The following is a 1,718-nucleotide window of genomic DNA, read 5'->3' as shown; positions in this document are numbered from 1 at the left end:
TTCGCCACTCCCCAGGGGGTGGTGCAGGCCGCCGACCAGGTCGAGCCCGGCCACGCGCCGGCACCGGTGGCTCCGGCTCCCGTTCCCCGAACCGACGGCTCCGGTGGCGGGAACGGCGGAAAGGGCGGGCGGACACTGTTCATCGTGGGTGCCGCCGTGCTCGCCCTGGTGCTGCTCGCCGGTGCGGGAGTCGTCGTCTGGCGTTTCCTGCCCGGGTCCGCGGCGGGAACCGGCGGCGAGACCGCCGCGGACGTGACCACCCTGAACCACCCGGCTCCGCCGCACTTCTCCGCGACCGTCGACTTCAGCCACGAGATCGCTCCGGGCAGCCAGCCGGGCGTCGGCCGCGACGGTGACCTGCTCGCCTACGTCGACACCCAGCAGCGCCTCAACCTGGTCGACACCAACGGGGAGAACCTGTGGTCGGCCGAGCTGCCCGTGGAGTCCGGTGAGGCCTTGGGGGAGCTGCGGTTCGTGCGGTACGGCGGTGAGAACGCCGTCGTCATGGAAACCGCCGAGACCCTGTGGTTCTGGCCCACCGAGGGCGGCTCACCCACCAGCGTGGACCTGCCGGAGGACACCTCCGCCCAGTACGTGGGCAGTTCCGTGCTCATCCGCAATGACCGGGAGGCCTTCGTCCCGGTCGGCGGCGAGCTCCTGCCGGTCGAGGTCCCCGGGAACTCCGCGCCCATGCTGGCCGACGGGCAGGACGTCCTCACCGCCGTCAGCGACGGCCCGTGGACCTGGGTCAGCCCCGAAGGCAGCCCTGTGCAGGTCAACGCCCAGCGCCCGGACGACGCGGGCGAGATGGAGGCGATCCTCACCGCCCTGCGCGGGTACGTCATCATCCGCTGGGAGCCCCTCCGCGGCGACGGCACGGTCCTGGCCTTCCACGACAGCGAGGACGGCAGCGTGGTCGGCAGCGCCCAGATCGACCCGGCCGACCTGGAGGACGTGCGCCACCGCTCGGAGGCCGTCGGACCCCGACTGGCCGCCTACGGACCCGCGGTGATGGACCCCGAGAACGGCCGGACCGCCGTGGTCCCCGGTTTCCACCCCGAGATGGCGGTCGGTTCCGTCGTCTTCGGCCAGATCAACGGCGCACTGGTGGCCGTTGACGCCGAGGGCAGGGTCGAGGAGGCCCCGGAGGGCGCCGTCCAACCCATCGGTCTGCTCGGTGAGCGGGCCATCGTGGTCCACGAGGACCACCTCTATGCCATTTCCCCCGAATAGATCAGTACACGAGAAGAGAAAGGAGTGGGATGTCCCCCAAGAAGCGGGTTTTCACCGTGACCGCGGCCGGCCTGTTCATGGCCGGGTTCTCCGCGGGGCCGGCGTTCGCCGACGACCTTGAGGCCGCCCCCCAGACGGCCGACCAGACAGGCGTCGACAGCTCCAACGTCGAGCAGAGTCTTGTGGAGGGTCTCAGCAACGAGACCACCGACGGGCCTGACATCGGTGTTCAGGACACCACCCCGAACCCCCCGGGTAACAACGACGGCGGCGACCCCCCTGGCGACGGCGGCGGTGACGACGGCGGCATGGGTGAGAACCCCGGCGGCGGCGATGACGGCGGCGACCCGGGCACCCCTCCCGGTGGCGGCGGTGACGACGGCGGTGACCCCCCTGGTGACGGCGGGGGCGACGACGGCGAGACCCCTCCCGGTGGTGGGGGTGACGACGGCGACGACGGCAACCCCCCCGGTGACGGCGGGGGC

The 1,718-nt window shown here is 72.2% G+C and carries 1 protein-coding gene and 1 pseudogene; both read left to right on the top strand.

Annotation, left to right across the window (positions count from 1 at the left end; all coding sequences use genetic code 11):
- Positions 1-1,233 (top strand): hypothetical protein (locus tag D455_RS0120470; protein ID WP_017572562.1); only part of this gene is annotated, 1,233 nt, incomplete at its 5' end.
- 29 nt (positions 1,234-1,262) lie between these two features.
- Positions 1,263-1,718, top strand: a pseudogene (locus D455_RS34600) (hypothetical protein); the annotation flags it as partial.

Source organism: Nocardiopsis halotolerans DSM 44410 (genome assembly GCF_000341065.1).
GTDB classification, from domain to species: Bacteria; Actinomycetota; Actinomycetes; order Streptosporangiales; family Streptosporangiaceae; genus Nocardiopsis; species Nocardiopsis halotolerans.
This window is presented reverse-complemented; position numbering and strand designations above follow the sequence as displayed.